The 26,047-nt window shown below is 70.2% G+C and carries 23 protein-coding genes; 19 read left to right on the top strand and 4 right to left on the bottom strand.

What is annotated here, in order from left to right; all coding sequences use genetic code 11:
• Positions 1-11 precede the first annotated feature (11 nt).
• The 6 genes from rplM (at position 12) to ED92_RS02515 (ending at position 6,030) form a co-directional block, all read left to right on the top strand.
• Positions 12-464: a 50S ribosomal protein L13 gene (rplM, locus tag ED92_RS02540; protein WP_016331117.1), complete on the top strand. Its 453-nt coding sequence runs from the start codon at positions 12-14 to the stop codon at positions 462-464.
• Positions 465-478: 14 nt separating this feature from the next.
• Complete coding sequence (rpsI, locus tag ED92_RS02535) at positions 479-973, top strand: 30S ribosomal protein S9 (protein WP_007031073.1); 495 nt, start codon at positions 479-481, stop codon at positions 971-973.
• Between the two features lie 258 nt (positions 974-1,231).
• On the top strand, positions 1,232-2,566 hold the full coding sequence (gene glmM / locus ED92_RS02530) for a phosphoglucosamine mutase (protein ID WP_037332646.1): 1,335 nt from the start codon (positions 1,232-1,234) through the stop codon (positions 2,564-2,566).
• 136 nt (positions 2,567-2,702) lie between these two features.
• Positions 2,703-3,014 carry a hypothetical protein gene (locus ED92_RS02525; RefSeq protein ID WP_037332644.1) on the top strand — a complete coding sequence of 104 codons (312 nt, stop codon included), beginning with the start codon at positions 2,703-2,705 and terminating at the stop codon, positions 3,012-3,014.
• Positions 3,011-5,518: a hypothetical protein gene (locus ED92_RS02520; protein ID WP_037332642.1), complete on the top strand. Its 2,508-nt coding sequence runs from the start codon at positions 3,011-3,013 to the stop codon at positions 5,516-5,518. The genes ED92_RS02525 and ED92_RS02520 overlap by 4 nt, the downstream gene beginning before the upstream one ends.
• Positions 5,519-5,547: 29 nt before the next feature.
• Positions 5,548-6,030: a hypothetical protein gene (locus ED92_RS02515; RefSeq protein ID WP_037332639.1), complete on the top strand. Its 483-nt coding sequence runs from the start codon at positions 5,548-5,550 to the stop codon at positions 6,028-6,030.
• Between the two features lie 4 nt (positions 6,031-6,034).
• Here the strand turns inward: ED92_RS02515 and ED92_RS02510 are convergent, their stop codons facing one another.
• Positions 6,035-6,967: a cytochrome P450 gene (locus tag ED92_RS02510; RefSeq protein ID WP_037332636.1), complete on the bottom strand. Its 933-nt coding sequence runs from the start codon at positions 6,965-6,967 to the stop codon at positions 6,035-6,037.
• 15 nt (positions 6,968-6,982) lie between these two features.
• On the opposite strand from ED92_RS02510, the gene ED92_RS02505 reads away from it, so the two are divergent.
• The 5 genes from ED92_RS02505 to ED92_RS02485 all read left to right on the top strand — a co-directional run bounded on the left by ED92_RS02505 (position 6,983) and on the right by ED92_RS02485 (position 12,399).
• Positions 6,983-8,680 (top strand): fatty acyl-AMP ligase, encoded by a 1,698-nt coding sequence (locus tag ED92_RS02505; RefSeq protein WP_037335872.1) that lies wholly within the window; start codon positions 6,983-6,985, stop codon positions 8,678-8,680.
• Positions 8,670-8,975, top strand: a complete 306-nt coding sequence (locus ED92_RS02500) for an acyl carrier protein (RefSeq protein WP_037332633.1) — start codon at positions 8,670-8,672, stop codon at positions 8,973-8,975. The genes ED92_RS02505 and ED92_RS02500 overlap by 11 nt, the downstream gene beginning before the upstream one ends.
• Positions 8,976-9,113: 138 nt before the next feature.
• The gene (locus ED92_RS02495; RefSeq protein WP_005166844.1) at positions 9,114-9,428 is read left to right on the top strand and encodes a hypothetical protein; all 315 of its coding nucleotides are present in this window, start codon (positions 9,114-9,116) and stop codon (positions 9,426-9,428) included.
• On the top strand, positions 9,428-11,833 hold the full coding sequence (locus ED92_RS02490) for a collagen-like protein (RefSeq protein WP_037332630.1): 2,406 nt from the start codon (positions 9,428-9,430) through the stop codon (positions 11,831-11,833). Before ED92_RS02495 ends, ED92_RS02490 begins: the two co-directional genes overlap by 1 nt.
• Positions 11,834-11,862: 29 nt before the next feature.
• On the top strand, positions 11,863-12,399 hold the full coding sequence (locus ED92_RS02485; protein ID WP_037332627.1) for a hypothetical protein: 537 nt from the start codon (positions 11,863-11,865) through the stop codon (positions 12,397-12,399).
• Between the two features lie 50 nt (positions 12,400-12,449).
• Here the strand turns inward: ED92_RS02485 and ED92_RS02480 are convergent, their stop codons facing one another.
• The gene (locus tag ED92_RS02480; RefSeq protein WP_037332625.1) at positions 12,450-13,274 is read right to left on the bottom strand and encodes a dienelactone hydrolase family protein; all 825 of its coding nucleotides are present in this window, start codon (positions 13,272-13,274) and stop codon (positions 12,450-12,452) included.
• A 129-nt stretch (positions 13,275-13,403) separates the two neighbouring features.
• Between ED92_RS02480 and glmS the strand changes: the two genes are divergently transcribed.
• From glmS to tsaE, 8 genes are all read left to right on the top strand, one after another.
• Positions 13,404-15,266 (top strand): glutamine--fructose-6-phosphate transaminase (isomerizing), encoded by a 1,863-nt coding sequence (gene glmS / locus ED92_RS02475; protein ID WP_034305013.1) that lies wholly within the window; start codon positions 13,404-13,406, stop codon positions 15,264-15,266.
• A 14-nt stretch (positions 15,267-15,280) separates the two neighbouring features.
• The gene (locus ED92_RS02470) at positions 15,281-16,720 is read left to right on the top strand and encodes a bifunctional ADP-dependent NAD(P)H-hydrate dehydratase/NAD(P)H-hydrate epimerase (protein WP_037332624.1); all 1,440 of its coding nucleotides are present in this window, start codon (positions 15,281-15,283) and stop codon (positions 16,718-16,720) included.
• Positions 16,721-16,985: 265 nt separating this feature from the next.
• Positions 16,986-17,801, top strand: a complete 816-nt coding sequence (locus ED92_RS02465; protein WP_037332622.1) for a DeoR/GlpR family DNA-binding transcription regulator — start codon at positions 16,986-16,988, stop codon at positions 17,799-17,801.
• Positions 17,791-19,218, top strand: a complete 1,428-nt coding sequence (xylB, locus tag ED92_RS02460; RefSeq protein WP_037332620.1) for a xylulokinase — start codon at positions 17,791-17,793, stop codon at positions 19,216-19,218. The genes ED92_RS02465 and xylB overlap by 11 nt, the downstream gene beginning before the upstream one ends.
• Positions 19,219-19,222: 4 nt before the next feature.
• Positions 19,223-20,314: an ABC transporter ATP-binding protein gene (locus ED92_RS02455; RefSeq protein WP_037332616.1), complete on the top strand. Its 1,092-nt coding sequence runs from the start codon at positions 19,223-19,225 to the stop codon at positions 20,312-20,314.
• A gap of 28 nt (positions 20,315-20,342) precedes the next feature.
• Positions 20,343-21,473, top strand: a complete 1,131-nt coding sequence (alr, locus tag ED92_RS02450) for an alanine racemase (RefSeq protein WP_037332612.1) — start codon at positions 20,343-20,345, stop codon at positions 21,471-21,473.
• The gene (locus tag ED92_RS02445; RefSeq protein ID WP_037332607.1) at positions 21,470-22,567 is read left to right on the top strand and encodes an alpha/beta fold hydrolase; all 1,098 of its coding nucleotides are present in this window, start codon (positions 21,470-21,472) and stop codon (positions 22,565-22,567) included. The genes alr and ED92_RS02445 overlap by 4 nt, the downstream gene beginning before the upstream one ends.
• On the top strand, positions 22,567-23,031 hold the full coding sequence (gene tsaE / locus ED92_RS02440) for a tRNA (adenosine(37)-N6)-threonylcarbamoyltransferase complex ATPase subunit type 1 TsaE (RefSeq protein WP_037332600.1): 465 nt from the start codon (positions 22,567-22,569) through the stop codon (positions 23,029-23,031). Before ED92_RS02445 ends, tsaE begins: the two co-directional genes overlap by 1 nt.
• Before the next feature lie 73 nt (positions 23,032-23,104).
• On the opposite strand, the gene ED92_RS02435 is transcribed toward tsaE, so the two are convergent.
• Both ED92_RS02435 and ED92_RS02430 read right to left on the bottom strand, forming a co-directional pair.
• A complete protein-coding gene (locus tag ED92_RS02435) occupies positions 23,105-24,436 on the bottom strand; it encodes a carboxyl transferase domain-containing protein (RefSeq protein WP_037332596.1) in 1,332 nt (443 codons plus the stop codon).
• Positions 24,433-25,854: an acyl-CoA synthetase gene (locus ED92_RS02430; protein WP_037332595.1), complete on the bottom strand. Its 1,422-nt coding sequence runs from the start codon at positions 25,852-25,854 to the stop codon at positions 24,433-24,435. Before ED92_RS02430 ends, ED92_RS02435 begins: the two co-directional genes overlap by 4 nt.
• Between the last annotated feature and the right edge of the window lie 193 nt (positions 25,855-26,047).

Here is a 26,047-nt window from a genome sequence, read left to right as displayed (position 1 = left end):
GAGGTAGACCCTTGCCCACGTACAGCCCCAAGCCCGGCGACGTCACTCGTGCCTGGCACGTGATCGACGCCGAGGATGTCGTGCTCGGCCGGCTCGCGACCGAGGTCGCCACGCTGCTGCGCGGCAAGCACAAGCCGACCTACGCCCCGCACGTGGACACCGGTGACTTCGTCATCATCGTCAACGCCGAGAAGGTCGCGCTCACCGGTAACAAGCGCGAGCAGAAGTTCGCGTACCGGCACAGCGGTTACCCCGGTGGTCTGCGGAAGCGCTCCTTCGGCGAGCTGCTCGACACCAAGCCCGAGCACCTGCTCGAGAAGGTCGTCAAGGGCATGCTCCCGAAGAACAAGCTCGGCCGCGCCCAGGCGAAGAAGCTCAAGGTCTACGCCGGCGCCGAGCACCCGCACGCCGCGCAGCAGCCGCAGGCGCGCGAGATCACCAAGATCGCGCAGGTCGCGAAGTGAGTGAGGAACAGTCTGTGACCAGCACCGAGACCGAGGCCGTCGAGGCTGTCGAGACCCCCGCGGTCGGCGACGCCGTCGCGACCAGCGAAACCCCCGCCGCCCCGCGCCCGTCGCGTGCCGCCGGTGGCAACGCCCAGACCGTCGGCCGCCGCAAGGAAGCCGTCGTCCGGGTCCGCGTCGTTCCCGGTACCGGTGAGTTCAAGCTCAACGGCCGCACGCTCGAAGAGTACTTCCCGAACAAGGTGCACCAGCAGCTCATCCGTGAGCCGCTGGTGACGGTCGACAAGCCCGACTCGTTCGACATCTTCGCCAACCTGCACGGTGGCGGGATCTCGGGCCAGGCCGGTGCGCTCCGTCTCGCGATCGCCCGTGCGCTCGTCGAGGTCGACGCCGACGACCGTCCGGCCCTGAAGAAGGCCGGCTTCCTGACCCGTGACGCCCGCGCCACGGAGCGGAAGAAGTACGGCCTCAAGAAGGCCCGTAAGGCTCCGCAGTACAGCAAGCGCTGATCGCGCCTCTGGCGCAACCCGCGGAAGCGCCCATCCGTCTTTCGGATGGGCGCTTCCGTGTTTCCGGGGTCCTTCGGTTCCCCGCTCGCCCCCCAGCCCCACCTGTCACACCCGCCACATGTGCCCCACCCGTGTCGCGTTTAGCCCGCTAAAGTCGCGCGCGTCGCGTTTAGCCCGCTAAAGGCGAACCGGGGGTGCGGCAGGGTGGGCAGGGGCACTGGCTAGGTTGTCGTGGTGGTTTTTCAAGGAGGTCGACAGATGGCTCGTCTATTCGGTACCGACGGCGTACGTGGCCTCGCCAACGAGGAGCTGACCCCGGAGCTGGCGCTCTCGCTCGCCGCCAGCGCCGCCCGCGTCCTCGCCGCCCACGACCGCTCGCACCGCCCGGTCGCGGTCGTCGGCCGTGACCCGCGCGCCAGCGGCGAGATGCTCGAAGCCGCCGTCGTGGCGGGTCTCACCTCCGCCGGCGCCGACGTGCTCCGCCTCGGCGTCCTCCCGACGCCCGCCGTCGCGTATCTCGTCGGCGCGCTCGAAGCCGACCTCGGCGTGATGATCTCCGCCTCCCACAACCCCATGCCCGACAACGGCATCAAGCTCTTCGCGGCGGGCGGCCACAAACTTCCCGACGGGATCGAGGACGAGATCGAAGCCGGTCTCGCCGCCCCCGTCACCCGCCCGACCGGTATCGGCGTCGGCCGGGTGAAGGACGTCCCCGACGCGGGTGACCGCTACGTCCAGCACCTGCTGTCGGCCACGCCGCACTCGCTCGAAGGCCTGCGCGTCGTCGTCGACTGTGCCAACGGCGCGTCCTCCTTCGCCGCCCCCGACGTCTATCGCAAGGCCGGCGCCGAGGTCATCGCGATCCACGCGGACCCGGACGGCGTGAACATCAACGAACACTGTGGGTCGAATCACCCGGACGCGTTGCGTGCCGCCGTCGTCGAGCACGGCGCCGACCTCGGGATCGCGCACGACGGTGACGCCGACCGCTGTGTCGCGGTCGACGCCGCGGGTGAACTGATCGACGGCGACCAGATCATGGCCGTCCTCGCGCTCGCCCTCGCCGAGACCGGTGAGCTGACCAAGAACACCCTGGTCGCGACCGTGATGAGCAACCTCGGCCTGCACCTGGCGATGCGTGCGCGCGGCATCGACCTCGTCACCACCGCCGTCGGCGACCGCTACGTCCTGGAAGAGCTCCGCGCGAGCGGATTCGCGCTCGGTGGCGAGCAGTCGGGCCACGTCGTCCTCCCCGCCTACGCGACCACCGGCGACGGCCTCCTCACCGCGCTGCGGGTGATGAGCCGCATGGCGTCCACCGGCAAGTCGCTCGCCGACCTCGCCGCCGTCATGAACCGCCTGCCGCAGGTGCTGGTGAACGTCCCGGTGGCGGACAAGGCGGCGGTCGCCGTCTCGGCCGCGGTCCGCGACGCCGTCGGCGCCGTCGAAGCCGAACTCGGCGAAGAAGGCCGTGTCCTGCTGCGCCCCTCGGGCACCGAGCAGCTGGTCCGCGTCATGGTCGAAGCCCCCGCGCACGACACCGCGCAGGCGGCCGCGGACAGGCTCGCGGGAGTCGTCTCCTCCGCCTCGTAAGCCCTCTCACGTTCTTCCCAAGTCGCTGCGCTGCGGTTACCGGCCCGGTACATTCCGTGTGCAAGGAACGGCACCGGGAGGGCTTGGGCCACGTCTGATCTCCGACGCAGATCGTTGCCCAGGGTGAGGGGGAGACATGGCCGGCGGCCACAAGGTCGATCCGCAGGCGTTGACGCAGGCGGCCAAGGCACTGAGCGACATTCCGAAGCACGCTTTGGAACAGCCCTTGGCCGCGGTCAAGGACATCCAGCTGATCGCGATGGACTTCGGGCAGGGACACCAGGAGAGCTACGGCCCGTACCGGCCAGCCGTCACGCGGCTGGCGAACATGGCCGACAGCTACCTCAAGGCCGCTGATCTGTTCGCGCAGAAACTGAACGCGTCGGGTGGCAAGTACGAGGCCAACGAAGCCGACGCGAACCAGGCCGTGAAAGCGAGTGGCCGGTGACCGCCCAGGAAGAAGACGACCTCCCGACCCGCGCCGAGGTCGAGCAGATCATCAACGACGAGCGCATCCCTTGGGACGTCCGTCGGGATCTCGCCCTCCAGTACATCGACTACATCGAAGACGAAGACCCCGACGAGGTCGGCTTCGCCAGCGATGAGGACAAGAACGGTTTCCGTGACGCCGTAAAGGCGCAGATGAAGATCAGCGAAGGCGATCTCAACGGGAACAACTTCTGGGGCGGGATGCTGTCCGACATCCCGGTGATCAACAGCCTGGAAGAAAGCGTTCAGGTCGCGTACGGCAACGCCAAGGGCTATGTCGACAAGTTCGCCGAAGAAGGACGCCAGGCGAACCAGAAGGCCAACGCCGACGCCAGGGCGGGCCTCGATCAGATGGCCGCCAAGGCGACCGCCACCAATCCCGCCGCGGAGACCTCGGACCAGATCCTGGACTTCGGCAAAGCGTCCTTCCAGAACATCGAGACCTTCGTCCCGCTCTACAACCGTTCGGTCGCGGCGGTGCATTCCGGCGCTCCGGCCGACGTCAACCAGCTGCGTGAGCTGTACGACCAGCAGCGGAAGATCCCGTTCGGCAAATTCGCGGCCGGTGCCGACGAGTTCACGAAGCTGAAGGAAGCGGTCGCGACTTCCTCCGGGGACGTTTCCGGAGAGATGAACAAGAACCTCGGGGGCTGGGAGGGGGCCGCCGCCGATCAGGCGCGGACCTATCAGCAGAACTACGAGGCCAAGACGAAGGTCGTCGCCGATGGCGCGGAGCACGCGGCCGTCGCGATGATGACGGCGGCCGGGTCGGTCGCGAAGTTCTGCCGTGACAAGGCGGACTGGATGATCAAGGCTTCGTGCGACCGGATCGGCGAGGTGACCGCGCAGGATCTGGACCGGATCATCCGCATCGCGGAGCTCGGCAACAACGCGAGCCAGGACGACTTCAAGCATTGCTCGAAGTTCCTCGACCAGCAGTCGCGCGACATGATCAACGACGACGACTGCGACCTCGACGGCGACACGATCGAGCACATCATCGGGCAGGTCAAAAACTACCTGACGGGAACCTTCAATCCGTTCTACTCGAAGTACCTGAACGACTTCCGGACCATGTGCGCCAACACGCACACTGCGGTCGCCGGGGCCTGGCAAGGGCTGACCGATTTCTTCAGCCAGCTCGAAGAGAACCCGTTCGTCAACCTCGACGCGGCCGCCGGAACGTCGGGCGGCGGGTTCAAGACCGGCGGCGGCCAGGAGAACGGCGGCGGGCACACCGGCGGTCCCGGCACAGGGCCCGGTAGCGGTGGTGGCGGCAACACCACGCCGATCGGCGACGCGAAACCTCCCGCCCCGCCGGCACCGCCGAGCCCTCCGGACCCGAACATCAACCCCGTCACGGAGAAGCCGCTCGAAGTCGACCCGGAGACCGGGGAGGCGTACCCGATCGATCCGCGCACCGGAGAGGCGGTCAAGCCGGAAGGCCCGGAATCCGTCACCGTCGAGCAGGGTGATCACAAGATCTCCATGGCCGAGCCCGGCAAGGACGGCAAGATGGGGATCTCGGTCGACGACGGCTCAGGGCAGCCGAAGGACTACAAGCTCGACTTCGGCGACTCGCGGCCGTTGCCGGACGACACCCCCAACCGCGGACCCGGCGGCGACACGTCGGCAGGCGGCGCGATCCATCGTGACGCCGCACAAAAACCGGACGCTCCGCGTGTGGACGACCAGGCGTTCAAACCCGGTCCGGACGGCAAGATCCACATCGAGGACGGCGCCCTCAAGATCACCGCGGAGCGGCCGGACGGGCCGGACGGGCCCACCCGGGTGACGGTCGACGACGGCAGCGGCAAGCCGACGACGTACACCCTTGGCGAAGAGAATCCCGTGGCCAAGACGGCCGCTGGAGCCGGTGGCGGCGCCGCCGAGGCCCGTTCGGACGCCGCGGTGCCGGGCGGCAGGCATGCCGCCGAGCACGTTTCCGGTCAGCCCGTGGAAGCGGTGGCGAGGGACCACGCGACGGCGCAGGCCGCTCCGGAGCCGGCGTCGCAAGGGGAAGCCCAGTCCGTGCGAACGCACGAGGTTCCGGCTTCCGGCGCGGTCGAAGTCCCGGCGGCCGCCACCGAGCAGACCACGCCGGCCGCGGATTCGGAGTCGACGTCGCCGCAGTCACTGAGCGATCCCATGGGTGACGACGGTGGACTCGGCGAGACCTCCGATCCGGCGGGTGCCGGCGGCGGCGCGTCCACCTCCGCGACGTCGGGGCTCGGCTCGGCACCGGGCGGTGGTGGCGACCAGGCCGCCGCCGCCATGAGCGGTGGAATGGGCATGATGGGCGGCGGCATGATGGGTGGTGCCGGTGCGGGCGGCGGCGGTGGCGAGGACCAGCAGCGCTCCTCGAGTGGTTACCGCGTCGACGGCGGCCTCTTCGACACGGCGACGTCGAGCAGCCGGATCAGCGGTTCTCTCGACGACGACGGTGTCATCGGGTTCCGCTAGCGGCCGGCATCAGCGAGGGAGGACTGACCGTGGGTTCCGAGGACGCGCTTGCCGCGCTGAAGAGCAAATTGGCGAATCTGGAGAGTGAAAACTCCGCCAGGATGGCCCTACTCGACAAACGTCGTGAAGAGGCGCTCGCCGAGGCCAAGGAGAAGTTCGACAAGCAGTCGAAGATCCAGGGCGGCGTCATCGTCCGGTTGCAGGAGCGCAACCGCAAGGCCAAGGCCGCGGGTGGCTGGGCGACCGAGTCGACGTTGAGCGAGAAGGTCGAGGACGACGGCGATTTCGGGTTCGAGGAAGACGAGGCCGAGAACGAGCGTCGGGCCGGGTATCGGACGGCGGAGGAGCAGCCGGTCGCGTACCGGCCGCCCGCTCCTCCGGTGCAGGCGCCGACACCTCCGCCGCCTCCGGCTCCCGTTCCGGAAGAGCGTCCGGCCGGGCGGCACCGGCGGGCGGCGGCCGCGCGGGGTGACGACGACGATTTCGCCAACACCGATTGGCTGGCGACCTGAGCGGTCAGGTCCGCAGCGTGATGATGGCCCGCTCGACGCCGTGGAAAACGGCGTGCGACTTGTATCGCACGTCTTCGGCGACGTGGTCGGGAGTCAGGATCTCGGCGAGGGCGCGAAGCGCGACTTCGCCCTCGGCGACCGCGACCCGCGAGCCGGGGCAGGTGTGCCTGCCGAGGCCGAAGGCGAGCTCGGCGTCGGGGCCCAGCGGGATGGCCAGTTTGTCCCCGGTCGTGAAGTCCTTGCCCGCCAAGGAGAACGGCGTGGTCACGCGTCGGGCGGCGAAGCGGGTCGGGGCGACTTCGTGGATCAGGCCGCGTACGTCGTCGAGAACGTCGGGGCGGCGTAGGAGTTCGAGGCCGGCGAGGGCGAGGAAGTTCATGGAGTTCTCGTACGCCGCGTGGGCGAGCATCACCGGCGTGATCATCAGCTCGTCTTCGGTGATCCGGCCCGCTTCGTGTGCTTCGCGCAGCAGTGCCAGCCCGCCGCCTTCGACGGCCGTCGCCTTCAGGAAGAACATCGCGACCCTGAGCGCGGCGGTGTCGGCTCCGGCGGGCCCGCCCGACCAGACGTCCAGGTTCGCGGCGGTCTCCGAAAGGTTCGTCAGCAGCTTCTCGCCGAGCGGTTCGACCGTGCCGAGCACCGCCTCCGTCACCCTGGCCGCCGCGGGCCTGGCGAAATCGGCCACCAGATCGAACCGCCGGAGCGACTTTAGCGGGCTAATCGCGCTCCGGAGGTCGGTGAGCACGGTCTCCGGAAGCGGCTCCACCAGGGCGATGACCTCCTTGACGACCGCGCGCAGCCGTCGGTGGTCCGCGCCGTCCATCAGCAGGAGGTTCGGGGTCTCGGCCGCGGCGCCGCCCGGGTTCGAGCTGAGCTCGCGGTCGCGCAGGGCCTTGACGCGATCCGCCGGATCGTCCAGCACGAAGAAGTCGTCCACGTTCGTATGATGCCCATGCCGCGGCCGGAGGATGTGCCAGTGCGCTCAGAAGTGCCCGAAGAAGTTCTGCGGACCCCGCTCGTGCGGCGGCTGCTCGAACGCGCCGACGTCGAGCGCCCGGCGTACACGCACCTCGATTGCTCGAACCGGCACGAACCCGTCGAGGACACGCTGACCTGGGCGGAGCTGCTCGTCCACGTCCGGGCGGTCGCGGCGAGGCTGCGTGAGGTGATCCAGCCGGGAGACCGCGTCGCGATCACGGCGCGGCAGGACCTCTCTTACGTTGTCGCGTTCTTCGGCGCGTTGTACGCCGGGGCCGTCGCGGTGCCGCTGTCCGCGCCGGACGTCCGCGCGCACCGCGAGCGGCTGGTCGGCGTCCTCAACGACTGCGACGCCGACATCTGGCTCACCTCGGCAGCCTTGGTCGCGCGGCTGACGGAGTTCGCCGAGACCGAGCCGGTTCCGGCGCCCCGCGAGATCATCGCCGTCGACACCCTGCCAACGGATCCGGCGGACCGGTCGCTGCCCTCGCCCGTTTCCCCCGAAGACCCCGCCTACCTGCAGTACACCTCCGGGACGACGCGATCGCCCGCCGGCGTGATCGTCACGCATCGGGCGTTGTCGGCCGCCTGCTGGCAGATCTGCGACGCCTACGACGTCGACGAGCGCACCACGTGCGTCGGCTGGATCCCGTTCTTCCACGACATGGGGCTGGCGCAACTGCTCGCGGGGACGATGCACTCCGGCGGCCGGACGGTGTTCATCGCGCCGCTGGAGTTCATCCGGCGGCCGGAGCGCTGGCTGCTGCTGATGTCGTCCTATCCGAACACGCTCACGGCGGCCCCGAACTTCGCGTACGACCTGGTGACCGAGGCCGTGCCCGAGGCGAAGCGCGCCGAGTACGACCTCTCGACGGTGTTGATCGCGCTCAGCGGCAGTGAACCGGTCCGGGCGGCGACCGTCCGGGAGTTCCTCGCCGCTTACGAACCCCACGGCTTCCCGCGTGGCGCGTTCCGGCCGTCCTACGGTCTGGCCGAGGCCACGGTCTACGTCGCCAGCGGCGGTTCCGACGGCCCCGTGGTGACCGAAGTGGACGGCCGGGAGGTCGTCGAGATCGGCTGGCCCAGGGGGCAGCGGGTCCGCGTCGTCCCCACCCCGGATCGCGTTTTGCCCGCTAAAGGCGAAGTGGGCGAGATCTGGGTCAAGGGGCCCAACGTGGCGGCCGGGTACTGGCGGCGGCCGGACTTGACCGCCGAGGTGTTTGGCGCCGAACTCGACGGCGAGGGCGGCTGGCTCCGCACCGGCGACCTCGGCACGATCCGCGACGGCAGGTTGTCGGTGACCGGTCGCATCAAGGACCTGATCATCATCGACGGCCGTAACCACAGCCCGCACGACATCGAGGAGACGGTCGCCGCCGCGCATCCCCTTCTCGGGCCCGAGCGGGTCGCCGCGTTCTCGGTCGACGGCGACGAAGGCGAGGGCGTCGTCGTGGTCGCCGAACGCGCCAGGAAGGCCCCCGGCTTCGACGAATCCGAGATCGAGCGAGCCGCCACGCGAGCCGTCGCCGAGCGGCACGACGTGCGCCTCCGCGCCTTCTTCCTGGTGAAACCCGGCGGCCTGCCGCGGACCTCCAGCGGCAAGGTCGCGCGTTCCGCGGCCAGAACGCGGTACTGGACGGCGGATGGGCCAGAATCCACCCATGGCAGCTGACGGGAGCGAGTACGTCGACGAGATCAAGGCCCTCGTCTGCGAGACCTTCGACGTCGATCCGGAGACCATCGACGAGAACACGCCCTTCGCCGAGATGGGGGTCGACTCCCGGCGCCGCGTCCGGCTCCTGGCGACCGTCGAGGTGGAGTTCGGTGTCGACCTCGATCTCGACGAGCTGGACCGCCTGGTCGACATCCGGGGCGCGGCGACCGTGCTCGCCGAGGCCGTCGAGGCGGGCGCGAAACCGCGAAAACGCGGTCTACCAGGCTTCTTACGCCGAAATCGTTTGAGTTAGCAAAGGTGTGAATGTCCCTGCGGTCTCGATGACCGGTGGGTACATTCTGTGTGCATATGCGACGGCACCTGATGCCGTCGGCGTGCGTCGTAGGTAGGACAACGAGGCGGATACAGCGGGACGAAGGGGGCACCGGTCATGCCGGACGGGGGCTACAAAGCCGATTCAGAGGCGATGCTCACGGCGTCGACGTCGTTGGAGCGCGCGGCTGAGAAAACGACGTCCGAGGCGGGGAAGGTGGGGCCGACCCAGGTCGCGCCCGAGAACTTCGGCCGGGTCCACAAGGACTATCAAAAGGGCTACGCCACCGGGATTCTCGCCATTTCCGACGCGATGAAGGGCTACGCGGGCCAGCTCACCCAGCTCGCCGGCGGCGTCAGCACCGCGTCGACCCGATACACCTCTTCCGACCAGGCGAACGCCGCGGCTGCCAACAAGGCGGGAGCCCAGTAATGAGTCAACCGACGCAGGCGCAGATCGACGAAATGCTGAAGGACCCCTACGTCACCCAGGGGACCAAAGACGCCTTGATGCTGCCGTGGAACAGGGAAGCGGCATACAAGAAGGCCGTCGCCGAACGTGACTCGAACGCGGCCGGGGACAAGAAGCAGGCGGCCGAGACGAAACAGGCCGACAAGGACCTCGACTCCATGTCCCGGCCGGCCGCCGGGGGTGCGACCACCAAATCCGACCAGGTGCTCGACCTCGGAAAGCCGGCACTGGACTTCTTCTCCGACTGGGCCGAGCAGGTCTGGAACAAGATGCCGGAGAAGTCGGGCGAAATCAGCTACAAGACCGACATCTGGGACCGGTTCCACGAGAACCGCGAGATCAATTTCCAGAAGATGTTCGACGAGGTCGAGGATCTCGCCGACGCCAAGAAGATCGTCGAGCAGACCCAGAAGGACGCGAGTTCGGCGCTGACCACGCTCTTCCACGATTGGAAGGGCCAGGGCGCGACGGCCGCGAAGGTCAAGTACGAGCAGCGGATCCAGCCCGACGCGAAAGAACTCATCGCGCAGATGGACGGCGCCATCAAACTGGTGCCTTCGACCATCGACAAGATCTACAGCGCGCTCAAGCTGAAGGTCGACGAGACGCTGAAGCTCCGGGTCGACAAGGTCGCGACGGCGCCCCTGTACATCGCGAAGCAGGTCGTCGACATCGCGAATGGCAAGGTCGATTCCAAAGAAAAGCTCATGGACGTCGCGTATTGGCTCGACTCCGCGTGTCCGGGCAACAACCTCGCCGAACGGCTGCGTCACGACGACTGCAAGCTGAACGACGAAAACAAGGATTACGCGATCGGGGCCGCGAAGCAGTGGCTGAAGGGTTCTTTCGCCACCGAATTCGGTGAGCGGTACGAGAACTTCAAGAAGCTCTGCAAGAACGCGACCGAGACGATCAACACGCAGTACCACGAACTTTCGCGGTTCATGGAGGACTACACGAACCCGTTCCCCGCGCCCGGATCCGAGAAGCCGCCCGCCGACGACGGCAAGGGCAAGGGCAACGACACCGGCGGCGGCGGGAACACCGGCGGCGGCAGCGGTGGCGGAAGTGGCAGCGGGAGCGGAGGTGGCAGCGGCAGTGGTGGCGGTGCCAGCACGCCGCCTGCCGCGGAGGTCCCCGAGGCGCCGAAGCCCGAGGACAAGCCCGCCGAGGGAACCAACCCGGTCACCGGCAAGCCGTTGGAGATCGACCCCGAGACCGGCAAGCCGTACCCGATCGACCCCGCGACTGGCGAGGCGATCAAGGACGGCATCGACGGTCAGGACACCATGACCGTCCAAAAGGGCGACAACAAGATCGAGATGACCGAGCCGGACAAAGACGGCAAAATGGACATCAAGGTCGACGACGGCAAGGGCAACGAGAAGGACTACAAGCTCGACTTCGACGACCCGAAGGGCGAGGACGGCAAGCCCGGCGAAGAGGGCAAGGACGGCAAGGACGGCGAGTTCGGGCCGAAGGGCACGGTCAAGGAAGGCGAGCCCGGCCCCGACGGCGTCTACCGGCCCGGTCCGGACGGCAAGATCCACATCCAGGACGGCAACCTCAAGATCACCGCCGAGCAGCCGGACGGTCCGAACGGCCCGACCGTGGTGACCGTCGACGACGGCAAGGGCGAGCCGACCACCTACACCCTCGACGAAAAGGGTGAGAAGAAGGAACTCAAGCCCGGCGACGACCTCAAGAACGGTCTCGACGACCGGAATCCCGGCAACCCGCAGCCCGGCAAGACCGACGACATCCGCACGATGCCCGCCCCGGCCGAGGCCGGGATGGCTCCCGGCGGTGGCGGTGGCAGCGGCTTCAGTGCTCCTGGCGGAGTCGAGGTCGGTGTCGGCGCCGAAGGGACCGCTGGGGCGTCCGCGGGAGCGGAAGCCGCCGGTGGTGGTGGCGCTTCGGGTGCCGGTGGCGATGGCACCGTGCCGACCGCCAGTGGCGGCGGAGGCGGCGGCAGCTTCGAAGGCGCGCTCGGGAGCCCCATGGAGGGTGCTTCGGCGGGCTCGCTGAACGAAGCCGGGTCGCTGGAAGCGGGTGTGCAGTCAGGAGGCGGCGCGCTGCCGGCCGGGGCCGAAGGCGGTCTCGGGATGGCTCCCGGGGGGATGGATCCGGCGCCCGCGGGTGCCGGCGGTGCCGGTGCCGGAAGCTCGCCCGCCGGAATGGGCGGCATGATGGGTGGCATGGGCGCCATGGGCGGCGCGGCCGGCGGTGGCGGGGGTGACACGCAGCGCGGGTCGAGCCAGTACCGCGTCGAGGGTGGCATTTTCGAGACCAGTGGTGCGGGCGGCCGGATCAGCGGATCGCTCGACGACGAGGGTGGCGACCGCTCGATCAGCTACGAGCGATGATCGCCTGACCGGGGAACGAGGGAGGACCGATGAGCGCTGTCGACCGGCTGGCGGCCGCCATGTCCAGGCAGGACGCCGCCATCACGGAGCAGTTGGAGCAGCGCGGGCTGCGGGAGCGGCATCTCGCCGACGCCAAGGCCCAGGCGGTGGAGACCATGCAGAAGGACGCCGCCATCCACGACAAGTACGCCGCTCACATGCAGGAGCTGGGGAAGCGGAGCAAGGAGGCGGGCGGCTGGCTGACCGGCAAGACGACCGCCGACCGCAGCCACACCATCGGCTTCGACATCGAGGACGACGAGAAGCCGGACGCCCGGTTCGCCGAGTTCGGGGCGCGGCCTGACGCGCCGCGGCCGGTGGCGCCTCCGCCGCCGCCTCCGATCGCCCCCGGGGTGCCCGGGATGCCGGCGACGGTGGACGTCCCGCCTCAGGCGCCGACGCCCGCTCCGAGTGCCGCGGCGCCTGAAGCGCCGGGCACGCCCGCGCGCCGTCGGGGTCGTCACGCCCGTGACGACAAGGGCTTCGACGACGACGACTTCTCGAACAACTCGTGGATGGTCGACTGACCTGTTTCACCCCCGGATCGCGTTTAGCCCGCTAAACGCGATCCGGGCGGTCAGGCGGCGGGCTCGTCCTGGAGCTCGATGGGGGCGCGTTTGACGTCGGCGTCCAGCAGGGGCTGGTACTTCGTCGTCCCCGTCAGATGGGTGAGGAAGAACGCGGTGAACAGCGCCCGCGCCAGCTGCTGGGTGCCGCGGTGCGGCTTCCCGTGCAGCAACAGCTGACTCCAGTGCCTGCCTTCGGTGACGCCGAGGTGCGAAGACTTCCCGAGCTTGCGCAGCTGCACCGGGCCGCCCCACGCGTCGGCGATGGCCTCGGCGTGGCCGACCGGCGGCGCGACCAGGTCTTCGCTCGCCGCGAGGTGCAGGCCGGGCGCGGTCACCGACCGGGCCGACACCGTCGCCGGCGGCAGTGTCTGCGCCGGAGTGATGGTCGCGACGGCGCGGATCCCGGGCCGCTCGTCGTTCTCGGCCGCCTGCGCGGCGGCCAGCACCGCCGAACCACCGCCGGTCGAGTGCCCGGCCAGGCCGAGCTTCGCCGGGTCGACGCTGATGCCGTCCGGTCCGAGGCGGACCGTCGTGATCAGTTCGAGCGTGGTGAGCAGGTCGCCGGCCAGCAGCCGGTGCGAAGGCAGCGGCCCGCGCTGGGTGGCCGGAGCCGCCGCGACGATGCCCCAGCTCGCGAGGTGCCGGAGCAGATGCCGGTAGCTCCCGGTCGGCTGCAGCCAGCCGTGCCCGAAGGCGATCGCGGGCAGACCGAGCCCGGAACGGGGCGTGAACACGACACCGGGCAGTCCGACCAGGGCGAGGTTGCCGCGCAGAACGTCGTGCGGACCTGGGTGGGACAGCTCCGCGAGCAGCTGCTTGGGCTTGCTGGCCATGGTCGTGACCTTACTGCCCGCACCCCCACCTGGCCCGCGCGCCGCCCTGCGCGTCGCGTTTAGCCCGCTAAACGCGACGCGCGGGCGCCCGGGCGAGGGGGCCGGATTCCCGTCGTTAGGCTGGTGGCCGTGTGTGGAATCGTGGGATACGTCGGACACCGCCCGGCCCTGGACGTCGTCATCGGCGGCCTGCGCAGGATGGAGTACCGCGGCTATGACTCGGCAGGCGTCGCGGTCCTCGACGGCGCCGGCGCGCTGAACGTCGAGCGCAAGGCGGGCCGCCTGGCCAACCTGGAGACCCAGCTCGACACCGTCGGCAGGGACGCCTTCACCGGCACCGCCGGGATGGGTCACACCCGCTGGGCCACCCACGGCGCCCCGGTCGACCGCAACTCGCACCCGCACCGCGACGCCTCCCAGCGCGTCGCCGTCGTGCACAACGGCATCATCGAGAACTTCGCCGCCCTGCGCGCCGAGCTCGAGGCCGAAGGCGTCGAGATGGCGAGCGACACCGACTCCGAGACCGCCGCGCACCTCATCGCCCGCGCGTACACCGAGGGCGACACGAAGGGCGACTTCGCGGCCAGCGTCGCCGCCGTCTGCCGTCGTCTCGAGGGCGCGTTCACCCTGGTCGTGACCATCGCCGACCAGCCGGACACCGTCGTCGCCGCCCGCCGTTCGTCGCCGCTGGTCGTCGGCGTCGGCGAGGGGGAGCACTTCGTCGCCTCCGACGTCGCCGCGTTCATCGAGCACACCCGCGAGGCGGTCGAGCTCGGCCAGGACCAGCTCGTCGTGATCACCCGCGACGGCTACGAGGTCACCGACTTCCACGGCGACGCCGCCCAGGCCAAGCCGTTCACCGTCGACTGGGACCTCTCGGCCGCGGAAAAGGGCGGCCACGAGTACTTCATGCTCAAGGAGATCGAGGAGCAGCCGGAGGCGTTGGCGAACACGCTGCGTGGCCACTTCGACGGCGGCCGGATCATCCTCGACGAGCAGCGCATCTCCGACCAGGACCTGCGCGACGTCGACAAGGTCTTCGTCGTCGCCTGTGGTTCCGCGTACCACTCGGGCCTCGTCGCCAAGTACGCGATCGAGCACTGGTGCCGCCTCCCGGTCGAGGTCGAGCTGGCCAGCGAGTTCCGCTACCGCGACCCGGTGCTGGACCGCGCGACGCTGGTCGTCGCCGTCTCCCAGTCGGGCGAGACCGCGGACACCCTCGAAGCCGTCCGCCACGCGCGCGAGCAGAAGGCCCGCGTCCTGGCCGTCTGCAACACCAACGGCGCGCAGATCCCGCGCGAGTCCGACGCCGTCCTTTACACGCACGCCGGTCCGGAGATCGGTGTCGCCTCGACGAAGGCGTTCCTCGCGCAGATCGCGGCCAACTACCTGGTCGGCCTGGCCCTCGCGCAGGCCCGCGGCACCAAGTACCCGGACGAGGTCGCCCGCGAGTTCGCCGAACTCGAAGCGATGCCCGCCGCGGTGCAGAAGGTCTTGTCCACTGTGGACCAGGTTCGCGACCTCGGCCGCCGGATCGCCGACTCGAAGGCCGTGCTGTTCCTCGGCCGCCACGTCGGGTTCCCGGTCGCCCTCGAAGGCGCGCTGAAGCTCAAGGAACTGGCGTACATGCACGCCGAGGGCTTCGCGGCCGGCGAGCTCAAGCACGGCCCGATCGCGCTGATCGAAGAAGGCCTGCCCGTCGTCGTGGTGATGCCGTCGCCCAAGGGACGCGCGGTGCTGCACTCCAAGCTGGTGTCGAACATCAGCGAGATCCAGGCACGCGGCGCCCGCACGATCGTGATCGCGGAGGAGGGCGACGAGACCGTCCGCCCGTTCGCCGACGAACTGATCGAGATCCCGGCCGTCCCGACCCTGCTGCAGCCGCTGGTCTCCACGGTGCCGCTGCAGGTGCTGGCCGCCGAGATCGCCCGCACGCGCGGGTACGACGTCGACAAGCCGCGTAACCTGGCGAAGTCGGTCACCGTCGAATAGAGACCGGAGGCGTCGTGCAGGGAATCTGGACCACGGAACGGATTCGCGCGGCGGAGGACCGGTTGCTCGCCGTCACTCCCGACGGCGAGCTCATGCGGCGCGCGGCTTTCGGTCTCGCGGTGCACGCCGCCGAGATGCTGGCCGAACACACGGGTTCGGTGTCCGGGCGGCGGGTGACGTTGCTCGTCGGGTCGGGGAACAACGGCGGTGACGCCCTGTGGGCCGGCGCGTTCCTGCGTCGCCGCAATGTGGCCGTCTCCGCGATCCTGCTGAAGCCCGAACGCGCGCACGGCCCGGGGTTGGCCGCGTTGAAGCGATCCGGCGGCAGGGTTGTGTCCCTTGAGGACGGTCCACAGTGGATTCGGCGGGCCGACCTCGTCGTCGACGGGATCGTCGGGATCTCGGCGCGCGGGCCGTTGCGGCCGGACGCCGCCGCGCTGCTGGAGCACGTGAGCGCGCCCGTGCTCGCGGTCGATCTGCCGAGCGGGGTGGATCCGGACACCGGCGCCGTCGACGGTCCGGCGGTCGTGGCGGACCGGACGGTCACTTTCGGTGCGCTCAAGCCGGTGCACGCCCTCGCACCCGCGTCCTGCGGTGAGGTTTCCTTGGTGGACATCGGACTGCGGCTCACCGAGCCGGATCTGCAGCGACTCGATACGGCGGACGTCGCCGCCGCGTGGCCGGTGCCCGGGCCGGACGACGACAAGTACAGCCAGGGCGTGGTCGGGGTGGCCGCCGGGTCGGCGACGTATCCGGGCGCGGCCGTGCTCGCGGCGGGCGCGGCGGTGCGGGCGACGTCCGGGCTCGTGCGGTACGCCGGTCATGCGGCGGACGTCGTGCGCGGGCAGTGGCCCGAGGTCATCGCGACGGGTTCGGTGACCGACGCGGGCCGGGTGCAGGCGTGGGTCGTCGGGCCGGGGATCGGTACCGGGAACGAGGGGCGGGACGTCCTGCGGTTCGTGCTCGGCCGCGGTGTGCCGGTATGCGCGGACGCCGACGCGACGACGATCATCGCGCGTTCGCCCGACGTGCTCGACGCACGTGATCCGGACACGCCGCTCGTGCTGACTCCGCACGCGGGGGAGTTCGAGCGGCTGATGGGTTCGCCGCCGGGGGCGGACCGGGTCGCGGCGGCGCGGGCGGCCGCGCGGAAGTACGACGCCGTCGTGCTCTTGAAGGGGCATTGCACGGTGGTCGCGGCGCCGGATGGGCGTGCGCTGGTGAACACGCCGCGGGGGTCGTGGCTCGCGACGGCGGGTTCGGGGGACGTGCTGTCCGGTCTGGTGGGCGCGCTGCTCGCCGCCGGGCTCGATCCGTGGTTGGCGGCCGGGGCTGCCGCGCACGTCCACTCGCTCGCCGGGGCGCTCGCCGCCGACGGCGCCCCCACCTCGGCCTCCGGCATCCTCGGCGTGATCCCCGCTGCCCTCCGGTCCGTCCGTTCCCTGACCTCCTGACCAGGGCCCCGACCTGCGTTTGCCCCCTAACCGCGCTCTGCGGTCGGGCGCCCTCAGATACTCACATTCTGCGGGCGGGCGCCATCAGAGCGCGGTTAGCCCGCAAAACGCAGGTCGGCGGGGCAGGCGGCGCGAGTGGGAAAAAATGCGGCAGTTATCGAGTTACGTGTTAACTCCGGGCGAATAATCTGGTAAGAAGCAGATGTGAGCGCCGACACCCACCCCGCCGAGACCGCGATGGTCCGGGTCGTGAACGGTGTCGCCCATGTCTAAGACCAGGCCCTCGGACGCCGCCGTCGAGCAGCGACGCCAGGAGATCCTCGACCACGTCATCGCCACCGGCGAGGTCCGCATCGACGACCTCACCACCCGCTTCGGCGTCAGCCTCATGACGATGCACCGCGACCTCGACGACCTCGCCGACCGCCGTCTCCTCCGCAAACTCCGCGGCAAGGTCGAGGCCTACCCCGCGACGACCATCGAGTCGGCCGCCCGCTTCCGCGACACCTTCAACCAGGCCACCAAGGACGCGCTCGGCGAGGCCGCCGCGGCGCACGTCCACTCCGGCCAGACGGTCTTCGTCGACGACTCGACGACGCTCTTCCCGCTCGTCCGCCGCCTCGGCCAGGTCGAGGACCTCACCGTCATCACCAACTCGCTCGAAGCCGCCCGCATCCTCGGGCCCGCGAAGAGCGTCGAGGTCGTCCTGGCGGGCGGGCGCTACCACCACGAGTTCGACTCGTGCGCCGGCCCGGACGTCGTCGCGTTCCTCGACCGCACGCACGCCGACATCGCGTTCGTCTCGGTCGCCGCGGTCGCGGTCGGCCGCCTGTTCCACCCGGTCCAGGACTACGCCGAGCTCAAGAAGGCCGCGCTGCGCACCGCCGACCGCAACGTCCTGGTCGTCGACAACTCCAAGTTCGGCCGCACCGCCACCTACGCGTACGGCGACATCGGCGACTACGACCTCCTGATCACCGACGAAGAGACGCCGACCGAGGAGATCGAGGCGGCGCTGACCGCGGGGACCGCCATCGAGCAGGTCGAATGCGTACCGGAGGGGCCGGAATATGAGTTCTGACCTGGTCGCCGGAATCGATTCGTCGACCCAGTCGACGAAGGTCGTCGTCTGCGACGCGAACACCGGCGAGATCGTCCGCACCGGCCGCGCCTCGCACCCGGACGGCACCGAGGTCGCGCCCGCCGCGTGGTGGGACGCGTTCCGCGAGGCCACGGACGGCCTCCTCGACGGCGTCGGCGCCATCGGCATCGGTGGTCAGCAGCACGGCATGGTCGCCCTCGACCAAGCCGGCGAGGTCGTCCGGCCCGCCCTGCTGTGGAACGACACCCGGTCGGCGAAGGCGGCCGAAGACCTCGGCGCCGAACTCGGTGCCGAGAACTGGGCGAAGTCCGTCGGTTCACTGCCGGTCGCCAGCTTCACCGTCACGAAGCTGCGCTGGATGGCGGAGAACGAGCCCGAACTGGCCGATCGCGTCGCCCGCGTCCTGCTCCCACACGACTGGCTGACCTGGCGGCTGCTGGGCGACGGCGCCGAGCCGGTCACCGACCGCGGCGACGCCTCCGGCACCGGATACTTCTCGCCCGCCACCGGCGAATACCGCCAAGACCTCCTCGCGCACGCCTTCGGCGGCCGGACTCCCGAACTGCCCAAGGTCATCGGCCCAGCCGAAGCCGCGGGCCATACCGCGGACGGGATCCTGGTCTCGGCCGGAACCGGCGACAACATGGCCGCCGCCCTCGGTCTCGAACTCGTCCCCGGTGACGTCGTGGTCTCGCTCGGCACCAGCGGCACCGTGTTCGGCGTCTCCGAGGCGGCGAGCGCCGACCCCACCGGCATCGTCGCGGGATTCGCCGACGCCACCGGCCGGTTCCTCCCGCTGGCCTGCACGCTCAACGCGGCGCGCGTGCTCACGGCCACGTCCGCGATGCTCGGCGTCGAGCTCGCCGAGTTCGACAAGCTGGCGCTCGGCGCCACGCCGGGTGCCGGCGGCCTCACCTTCCTGCCGTACCTCGACGGTGAGCGGACGCCGAACCTCCCGGACGCCAAGGGCACGCTCTTCGGCCTGACCCGCGCGAACATGACGCCCGAAAACCTCGCCCGCGCGGCCGTCGAAGGCATGTTGTGCGGTCTGGCCGCCGGGCTCGACGCCCTGCGCGAACAGGGGCTCGAAGTCCGACGCGTCCTCCTGATCGGCGGCGGCGCGCAGTCGGCCGCCGTCCGCGCGGTCGCGCCGATCGTGTTCGGCGTGCCCGTCGTCATCCCCGAAGTCGCCGAGTACGTCGCGGTCGGTGCCGCGCGGCAGGCGGCCTGGGCCCTCGCTTCCAGCACGGAACCTCCCCGCTGGCAGGAACAGCACGGCTACACCCCACTCGAGCCGACCGAAGCGGACCGTGCCGAAGGGCGCCGGATCCAGCAGCGGCATCTCGAAGCCCGCGAACTCGGGCACGGCATTTCCGCGAAACCGAAAGAGGACTGAACCGATGGCCACGATCACCTACGACAAGGCGACCCGGCGCTACGCGGGCTCCGAGCGGCCCGCCGTGGACGCACTCGACCTCGAGATCGCCGACGGCGAGTTCCTCGTGCTGGTCGGGCCTTCCGGCTGTGGCAAGTCCACCAGCCTGCGGATGCTCGCGGGCCTCGAGGACATCGACGAAGGCGCCGTGTGGATCGGCGACCGCGACGTCACGCAGCTGCCGCCGCGCGCCCGCGATATCGCGATGGTGTTCCAGAACTACGCGCTGTACCCGCACATGACCGTGGGCCAGAACATGGGCTTCGCGCTGAAGATCGCGGGCCGCCCGGCCTCGGAGATCAAGCAGAAGGTGCTCGACGCGGCCAAGCTGCTGGACATCGAGCAGTACCTCGACCGCAAGCCGAAGGCGCTCTCCGGTGGTCAGCGCCAGCGTGTCGCGATGGGCCGCGCCATCGTGCGTGAGCCGCAGGTCTTCCTCATGGACGAGCCGCTGTCGAACCTCGACGCGAAGCTGCGTGTCTCCACCCGTACGCAGATCGCCGCGCTGCAGCGCCGCCTCGGCGTCACCACCGTCTACGTCACGCACGACCAGGTCGAGGCCATGACGATGGGTGACCGGGTCGCCGTCCTCTCGGACGGTCTCCTGCAGCAGTGTGACACCCCGCGCGCCCTTTACGACAAGCCCGCAAACGCTTTCGTCGCCGGATTCATCGGCTCGCCCGCGATGAACCTCGTCACCGCGAAGCTCACCGAAGACGGCGCCGAACTGGGTGGTGCCCGGGTGCCGCTGACCCGCGAGATCCTCGCCAAGGCCGAAGGCGACACGGTCACCCTCGGCTTCCGCCCCGAGTCGCTCGAGGTGACCACCAGCGAAGACGGCACCCTGCCGATCAAGGTCGACCTCGTCGAGGAGCTCGGCTCGGACGCGTACGTCTACGGCAAGCTGGCCGAGACCGACGCCGAGGGCGCGAAGTCGAACGTCGTCACCCGCGTGGACCCGCGCACACCGCCGGCCATGGGCGACACCCTGCACCTGCGGATCCGTCCCGACGAGCTGCACGTGTTCTCCGCCACCGACGGGGCGCGCCTGTCCTGAGCCGGTTCGTGGGAAACTGGTGGTCGTTATGACCGCCAGTTTCCCGCGTGCCGAGGTCGTCATCGACCTGTCCGCCATCCGGCACAACGTCGCCCTGCTCGCTTCCCGCGCCCCCTCGGCCCAGACGATGGCCGTGGTCAAGGCAGACGGCTACGGGCATGGCGCCCTCGAGGTCGCCCGGGCCGCCGTCGCGGGCGGCGCCACCTGGCTGGGCACCTGCTCCCTCGGTGAGGCGCTCGCGCTGCGCCGGGCCGGGATCGGCGTCCGGCTCTTCAGCTGGCTCGACACCCCCGAAGCCGACTTCGCGCCCGCTGTCGCCGAAGACATCGACGTCGCCGTGAGCTCCCTGGACGAGCTGGCCCGCGTGGTCGACGGCGCGCGCCGGGCACGCGACTTTAGCGGGCTAAACGCGATCTGCCGGGTTCACCTCAAGATCGACACCGGGCTCAGCCGAAACGGCTGCCCACCTGCGGATTGGCCGGCCCTGGTCAGGGCCGCGGCGGCCGCTGAGCCGCTCATCGAGGTCGTCGCCATCTGGTCGCACCTCGCCTGCGCCGACGAGCCGGGCCACCCCTCCATCGACGCGCAGGCGAAGCGGTTCGACGAGGCCTATGACATCGCCCGCGCGGCCGGTCTGAACCCGATGCGGCATATCGCGAACTCCGCCGCCGTGCTGACCAGGCCCGACCTGCACTTCGACCTCGTGCGCCCCGGGATCGCGATCTACGGGCTGAACCCGGTGCCCACCGAAGACGACCTGCGCCCGGCGATGACCTTCAAATCGTCCGTCGTGCTCACGAAACGGATCCCGGCCGGCGAATCGGTCTCGTACGGCCACAGCTGGACGGCCGAGCGCGACACCACCCTCGCCTTGGTTCCGGTCGGATACGCCGACGGAGTGCCGCGGTCGCTGTCCGGCCGCATGGACGTGTGGCTCGCCGGGAAGCGGCGGCCGGTCGTCGGCCGGGTCTGCATGGACCAGCTGATCGTCGACTGCGGAGACGAAGAACCGGCCGTCGGCAGCGAGGTGATCCTGTTCGGCAAGGACGGGCCCACGGCGCGGGAATGGGCCGACAAGCTGGGGACGATCGACTACGAGATCGTGACTTCGATGTACCGCCCGCGGGTCCACCGGACGTATCTGGAGGCAGGCTCGTGACACCTTCACGAAGACTGCTGGCCATCGTCGGCGGCGTCGGTGCGGTGGCCACCGGCACCGCCGCCGCGATCGCCGTCGCCGCACAGCAGCGGCGGCAGAGTGAGGATCCGTTCGTGGACGAGCCGTTGGGGGACTTGGAACCGGACCGGACGTCGACAGTGGCGGCGGAGGACGGCACGCCGCTCGCGGTCGAGGAGATCGATCCGGCCGATGGGGGAGAACCGGAGCTGACCGTCGTCGGCGTGCACGGTTTCGCGTTGTCGAAGCGCTGCTGGCACTTTCAGCGGCGAGACCTCGCTTCGCTGAAGCTGCCGCGGGTGCGTCAGGTCTATTACGACCATCGCGGGCACGGGCAATCCGGCGCCGCGACCGCCGAGACCAGCACCATCGAGCAGCTGGCGCGCGACCTCGACATGGTCCTGCGCTCGGTGGTGCCGGACGGGCCCATCGTGCTCATGGGGCACTCGATGGGCGGCATGGTGATCATGGAGCTCGCCGCGGAGCATCCCGAACTGTTCGACGACCGGGTCTGCGGCGTCGCGTTCATCGCGACCGCCGCGGGCGAGGTCGGCGCGCGGGGGCTGCCGCGTTCGCTGCTTTCGAAGTACAACCCGCTCACACGAGGCGTCGGCGGGCTCGCCGGCTGGCAGCCTGGGCTGGTCGAGTTCGTGCGCGCGGCGGGCGGGCAGTTGACCCGGCAAGCCGTGCGCAGGCTGGCTTTCGGCAGCCGGGACGTGTCTCCGCGGCTCGTCGACTTCATGCTGGAAATGCTCGAAGTGACGCCGGTGCGCGGGCTCGTGAACTTCGTCGACACGCTCGGCAGCCACAACCGGTATGCCGCGCTCGCCGGGCTGAAGCACGCGCACGTGCTGGTCGTCGGCGGGGATTCCGACCGGTTCACGCCGATCGCGCACGCCGAGCGGATCGCGGCGGAGCTGCCGGACGCGGAGCTGGTGCGCGTGCGCGGCGCGGGGCACATGGTGCAGCTGGAACAACCCGAACTGGTGAACAGCCACCTGATCGACTTGGTGCAACGATGCACGGGCACCGATGGTGAGACTTCCGAACGGCGGACCTGGTGGTGGCAACGCTGATGAATTTCGCTTTCCCGACTCCCGAGTCGACGATGGACTTCGGGCGCGAGCTCGGACGTTCGCTGCGTGCGGGCGATCTGGTGCTGCTCGCCGGGCCGCTCGGGGCGGGCAAGACGACGCTGACCCGCGGGATCGCGGACGGCCTCGGGGTCGGCGGGCGGGTCAGCTCGCCGACGTTCGTGCTGGCGCGGGTGCATCCGGCGGGCGCGGCCGGGGTCGCGCTGGTGCACGTCGACGCGTACCGGCTCGGCGGGGATCTCTCGCAGCTGGACGACCTGGACCTCGACACCGAACTGGAGCGGTCGGCGCTGGTCGTCGAATGGGGCGAGGGGGCCGCCGAACGTCTGTCGGAGGACTACCTCGTCGTACGCCTGGAGCGCCGGGAAGACGATGTCCGCCTGGTCACCCTGGAGCCCCACGGCACCTGGGCCACCCGCACGCCCGACCTGCGTTTAGCGGGCTAATCGCGATCTGGCCGCCCGACCTGCGTTTCGCCCCCTAATCGCGATCTTGGCGGGGCGACCTGCGTTTCGCGGGCTAAACGCGATCCGCGGGGCGCACGACGGAACGCGCGATTCCCAGGTCGACCAGGTCTTGGGGGCGTAGCCGCAGCCGGTCGGCGAGTGCGGGGACTTCGTCGGCGGGCAGCTTGAGGATCGCCGCGGCCGCCTCGGGCGACGTCACCGAGAAGTAGGCGTCAGGTGTCACCCAGGTCGACCCCGGCGCCGCGAACGCGAGCGCACCCCCGGACCCGCCTTCGCCGATCACCAGCGTCGTGATTGGCACGACCGCGCTCGCGACCGCCTCGAACAACTCCGCGATCGCCGCGCCCGCACCGGCCCGCTCGGCCGCCTCGTCGTTCGCCGCTCCGGGGGTGTCGACGAGGGTGAGCACCGGGATGCCGAGCCTCGACGCGAGCCGCACCAAACGCGCCGCGGTCCGGAACCCCGCGGGCAGCGTCGCCGTTCCGCACTGCGCCGCATACGCGACCGCTCGGCCGCTTCGCCAGCCGAAGCCGCACAAGACACCCGAGTCGACTCCGCCGCACCTGTCGCCCGAGAGCTCCTCTCGCCAGTCGAAGTACACGTCGAGGTACTCCGCGGCCCTCGGTCGCTCAGCGGAGCGTGCCGCCTGGACCGCATCCCACCCACTGTCGGGCAGGTCCGTGGATCCGAGCGCTCCGGGCGGCTCGGCGGCTTCCGCAGTCGACGAAGTCAGCAGGCGCAGCCACCGTTCCAAGGCCGAAGGAAGTTCGGCCGGCGTCACGATCTGATCCACCTGGCCCCACGCGAGCTTCGCCTCCGCCGTGTACGCCTCCGGGGACGCGTCGGCGGGCCGCACGCGAGAACCGGCGAAGCCGACCTGCGCGCCGGGCAGTGCGAGGACGACGTCGGCGCTCGCACCGAGCGTCGCCCAGCCGCCACCTGTGGTCGGATCGCGCAGCACCGAGATCTGCGGCACCGACCGGGCCCCGGCCGCCGCCCGCGCGATGCGCTGCAACTGCGAAAGCGCTCGCATCCCGTGCTGCATGCGGCTGCCGCCGGTCGCGATCAGCGACACCACCGGCAACCGGGAAGCCACGGCCCGCGCGAACGCCGCCTCGACGCGATCACCGGTCCGCCTGCCGATCGATCCGCCAAGGAAGCCGAACTCGAAAGCGATCACCACCGCCTCGACGTCGCCGATCATGGCGGTCCCACAGAGCACGGACTCGCTCTCGCCGGTCCGTTCCTCGGCGGCCTCGCGCGCCGAGCGATAACCCGGCCAGTCGATCGGCCCGTCGTCCGGCTCCTCGGAACGCGGAACGTCCAGATCCTCGAAACCGGTCGCGATCTCCTTGATGACAGACCGCGTCGAGGGCTCGCTCATCCGAGCGCCCGCTTCATGACCTTGCCCATGTCGTTGCGCGGCAACGCTTCCAGATAGCGGACCACCCGAGGCCGTTTGTGCGGCGACAACAGACGTGAGACATGGTCGGCGAGCTCCGACTCCGTCGGACGTTCTCCCTCGGGTACCACCCAGGCCACGATGCGCTCGCCGAGATCGTCGTCGGGCTCGCCGGTCACGGCGACCTCGGCGACACGGGGATGCTCCATGAGCGCGTTCTCGATCTCGCCCGCACCGATCTTGTAGCCGCCGCTCTTGATCAGATCGGTCGCCTTCCGGCCGACGATCTTCACGTATCCGGCCTCGTCGCGAGTCGCCATGTCGCCGGTCCTGAACCAGCCGTCGTCGAAAGCGGCTTCGGTGGCGTCGGGACGGTTGAGGTACTCGGTGAACAGGTTCGGGCCGCGGACCTGGATCTCGCCGACGGTCTCGACGTCTTCGACGGGCTCGCCCGCTTCGTCGACGAGGCGCAGATCGACGCCGCGCAGCGGGACACCGACGGTTCCGGGAACGTGCTCGCCGTCGGCGCGGATGCTGGTGTTCATGAGGGTCTCGGTCATCCCGTAGCGCTCGATCACGCGCCTGCCGGTCGCCTCGGTGATGCGCTGATGGTAGTGGACGGGCAGCGCGGCCGATCCGGACACGAGCAGTCGAGCGCTGCTCAGCGCCTTGGCGAGCGACGGGTCTTCGCCGACTTCGCCCGCGATGCGGTGGTACATCGTCGGGACGCCGAACATCATCGTCGCGCCGGTGGCGAGCTCGCGTGCGACGCCTTCGGTGGAGAAGCGACCGAGGTGCCGGACCGAGCCGCCGCGCCGGAGCGGCCCGAGGATGCCGAGGATCAGGCCGTGCACGTGGAACAGCGGGAGTCCGTGGACGAGGACGTCGTCGGCGGTCCACTCCCAGGCGTCCTCGAGCGCGTCGAGGGTGGTCGCGATCGCGCGCCGGGGGAGGACGACGCCCTTGGGCGGGCCGGTGGTGCCGGAGGTGTAGACGATCAGCGCCGGGGTTTCGGCGTCCGGTTCCGCGGGGAGATCGACCGGTGCGCCTTCGAGAACGATGTCGCGTCGCGGCAGTCCGTCGAGACCGGCGGGCAGGTCGACGCCCGGCTCGGCGAGGACGAGGACGGGTTCGCTGTCGGTGAGGATGTGCGCGAGTTCGCGCTCGCCGATCTTCGGGTTGAGCGGGATGGCGGGGACGCCCGCGAGCAGGGCGGCGATGACGGCGACGCTGGTGTGCACCGAGGGCGTCGCCCAGACGGCGACGCGGCCGTCCGGCAGGTCGCGGGCGAGCGTGCCGGCGATGGCCGCCACGTCGGCGTAGGTGAGGGAGGTGTCGCCGAAGCGGAGCGCCTCCTTGTCGGGGCCGCTCGCCAGCGTGGGGAACAACCGATCGGGCACCGTGTGACCTCCTGCTCGACTCCGCCGGCCGGGGCGCTTGGAGCCAAGGAACCCCGCTTTCGGAACCGTACCGGGCAGGCCGCCTCTGCCCTGCGACCTGCTTCACACGCCCCGCCCGACCTGCGTTTAGCCCCCCTAATCGCGATCTGTGGGTCCGGAAGACGGAGGCCCGCCGACTCGCCTTTCGCGGGCT

This window comes from Amycolatopsis sp. MJM2582, assembly GCF_000754115.1.
Taxonomy (GTDB): domain Bacteria; phylum Actinomycetota; class Actinomycetes; order Mycobacteriales; family Pseudonocardiaceae; genus Amycolatopsis; species Amycolatopsis japonica.
Note: the sequence above shows the minus strand (reverse complement) of the source record. Positions and strands in the feature narration are given on the sequence as shown.

Coding starts and splice junctions, on each gene's coding strand:
- glmM (WP_037332646.1), top strand. CDS start 1,232: ATGGCTCGTCTATTCGGTACCGACGGCGTACGTGGCCTCGCCAACGAG.
- ED92_RS02525 (WP_037332644.1), top strand. CDS start 2,703: ATGGCCGGCGGCCACAAGGTCGATCCGCAGGCGTTGACGCAGGCGGCC.
- ED92_RS02505 (WP_037335872.1), top strand. CDS start 6,983: ATGCCGCGGCCGGAGGATGTGCCAGTGCGCTCAGAAGTGCCCGAAGAA.
- ED92_RS02500 (WP_037332633.1), top strand. CDS start 8,670: ATGGCAGCTGACGGGAGCGAGTACGTCGACGAGATCAAGGCCCTCGTC.
- ED92_RS02495 (WP_005166844.1), top strand. CDS start 9,114: ATGCCGGACGGGGGCTACAAAGCCGATTCAGAGGCGATGCTCACGGCG.
- ED92_RS02490 (WP_037332630.1), top strand. CDS start 9,428: ATGAGTCAACCGACGCAGGCGCAGATCGACGAAATGCTGAAGGACCCC.
- ED92_RS02485 (WP_037332627.1), top strand. CDS start 11,863: ATGAGCGCTGTCGACCGGCTGGCGGCCGCCATGTCCAGGCAGGACGCC.
- ED92_RS02480 (WP_037332625.1), bottom strand. CDS start 13,274: ATGGCCAGCAAGCCCAAGCAGCTGCTCGCGGAGCTGTCCCACCCAGGT.
- ED92_RS02465 (WP_037332622.1), top strand. CDS start 16,986: ATGTCTAAGACCAGGCCCTCGGACGCCGCCGTCGAGCAGCGACGCCAG.
- xylB (WP_037332620.1), top strand. CDS start 17,791: ATGAGTTCTGACCTGGTCGCCGGAATCGATTCGTCGACCCAGTCGACG.
- ED92_RS02455 (WP_037332616.1), top strand. CDS start 19,223: ATGGCCACGATCACCTACGACAAGGCGACCCGGCGCTACGCGGGCTCC.
- alr (WP_037332612.1), top strand. CDS start 20,343: ATGACCGCCAGTTTCCCGCGTGCCGAGGTCGTCATCGACCTGTCCGCC.
- tsaE (WP_037332600.1), top strand. CDS start 22,567: ATGAATTTCGCTTTCCCGACTCCCGAGTCGACGATGGACTTCGGGCGC.
- ED92_RS02435 (WP_037332596.1), bottom strand. CDS start 24,436: ATGAGCGAGCCCTCGACGCGGTCTGTCATCAAGGAGATCGCGACCGGT.